Raw genomic sequence first — 1385 nt, 5'->3', positions numbered from 1 at the left:
AGAAGTCATATTTTCCGAAGCTTATCGCTCGCTTTCCGCGGGCGGGAATCGAGCCTCCTCGTCACTACGTTCCTGCGGGGTCTCTCAAACCCGCTATTCCCGCAGGAGTCGAGCGAACGCTTCTCCAAATACTGAGATAGGTAATTGATTTATTAATGTAGGAAAGGTGATCTTTGTTTTAATTTATAGTGGATTATAACTTCTTTTACACACAGAAAAACGCCAATCCTTTATAAATAGGGATTGGCGTTTTTTTATTGTTCCTGCCCGCGTGGTGCTTTTGGCGGTTGGCACGTATCGCATTTGCGCTGGTTGTTCTTGTTGAACTTCGTGAAAGTCTTCTCGAAGTTATTGCCGCATGCGCATTTGAACAATAGTTTCTGGGAGAATCCGTGGTATTCCGTCGACAATAACTTGCTGTCGGAATTGTTGTTGACGAATGTCCGGATTTTATCGATCGTCCATCGTTTATTCATTCTGTTACACCTCAATTTAGGATTGGCTGGAAGCTTTCGGGCATCCTTTGCCTTGGGACAACGCATAGTTGTCTTAAGTCATCTATTATAGCACGCCTGGAGAAGAACTGTTGCATTCTTTATCCAGGTCTACGGGCGAACAGAAGCTGATCGAAACGTAAACAACCAGTTGAACCAAAATCTGCTGCCACCCTGCTTTCGCGCCTGAAGTCAAAACGCCGCCTATTAATCCATCGATTACCGGGGATAATCGAAAAAGAGGCCAGACTATTTGATTGAGAGACGATCCTAATGCAGTTTAGCTTGTTGAAAACTGGTCACTCCATAAGCTATGCAATGTGCGATATAGAGAAAGGTCATGACGAAAAAGGCAAAAGAAGCTCCTTCCACCATAATAATGGCTGCCCACGCAATAACAATAAAGACAGACGTCGCGATCCATGCAGATGATCGTGCATTTACGTGGATGTTTTGATAACGTTCGTCCAATTGACGCTTTTTCTTCATATTGTGCCTGGCAATGAAATACGCAGCCAAGCCGCTCAAAACCCCAAAAACCAATCCACCGAGACCGATTAAATGATTCATTGTTTCATTCAATGTTTTCATCCCCTTCGAATTGAAATAAATCTTCAATATGGCATTCAAAAACTTGAGCGAGCTTATGGGCGAGTACAAGAGAGGGCTTATATTTTCCCTTCTCAAGAGATATGACTGTTTGCCTGGATACACTCAGCAAGATGGATAATTGCTCTTGGGTAATGTTGTGCTCAGCGCGTTTTTCTTTAATGACGTTCTGCATATCGTTATTACTTCCTCTCACAAAAGTAAAGCTAACTTTACGTAAAACTTACTTTACTTATTTCTGAAAGTCAACTCATTTTCTGCCTTTTTCCTTTCCAAAAAGTT

Annotated in this window: 3 protein-coding genes; all 3 read right to left on the bottom strand. The window is 42.4% G+C overall.

Translation table 11 applies throughout. From position 1 onward, the window contains the following. Positions 1-254 precede the first annotated feature (254 nt). Positions 255-476 (bottom strand): hypothetical protein, encoded by a 222-nt coding sequence (locus ON064_RS18240; RefSeq protein WP_058381746.1) that lies wholly within the window; start codon positions 474-476, stop codon positions 255-257. A 288-nt stretch (positions 477-764) separates the two neighbouring features. Next, positions 765-1076, bottom strand: coding sequence for a DUF2178 domain-containing protein (locus tag ON064_RS18235; protein ID WP_274625873.1), 312 nt, complete (start codon positions 1074-1076; stop codon positions 765-767). Next, on the bottom strand, positions 1069-1278 hold the full coding sequence (locus ON064_RS18230; protein ID WP_216971112.1) for a helix-turn-helix transcriptional regulator: 210 nt from the start codon (positions 1276-1278) through the stop codon (positions 1069-1071). The genes ON064_RS18235 and ON064_RS18230 overlap by 8 nt, the downstream gene beginning before the upstream one ends. Between the last annotated feature and the right edge of the window lie 107 nt (positions 1279-1385).

Origin of the sequence: Planococcus sp. A6 (genome assembly GCF_028823615.1) — a bacterium.
Lineage (GTDB): Bacteria > Bacillota > Bacilli > Bacillales_A > Planococcaceae > Planococcus.
This window is presented reverse-complemented; position numbering and strand designations above follow the sequence as displayed.

Excerpts from the sequence above, each read along its gene's own strand:
- ON064_RS18240 (WP_058381746.1), bottom strand. The coding sequence starts at position 476 with ATGAATAAACGATGGACGATCGATAAAATCCGGACATTCGTCAACAAC.
- ON064_RS18230 (WP_216971112.1), bottom strand. The coding sequence starts at position 1,278 with ATGCAGAACGTCATTAAAGAAAAACGCGCTGAGCACAACATTACCCAA.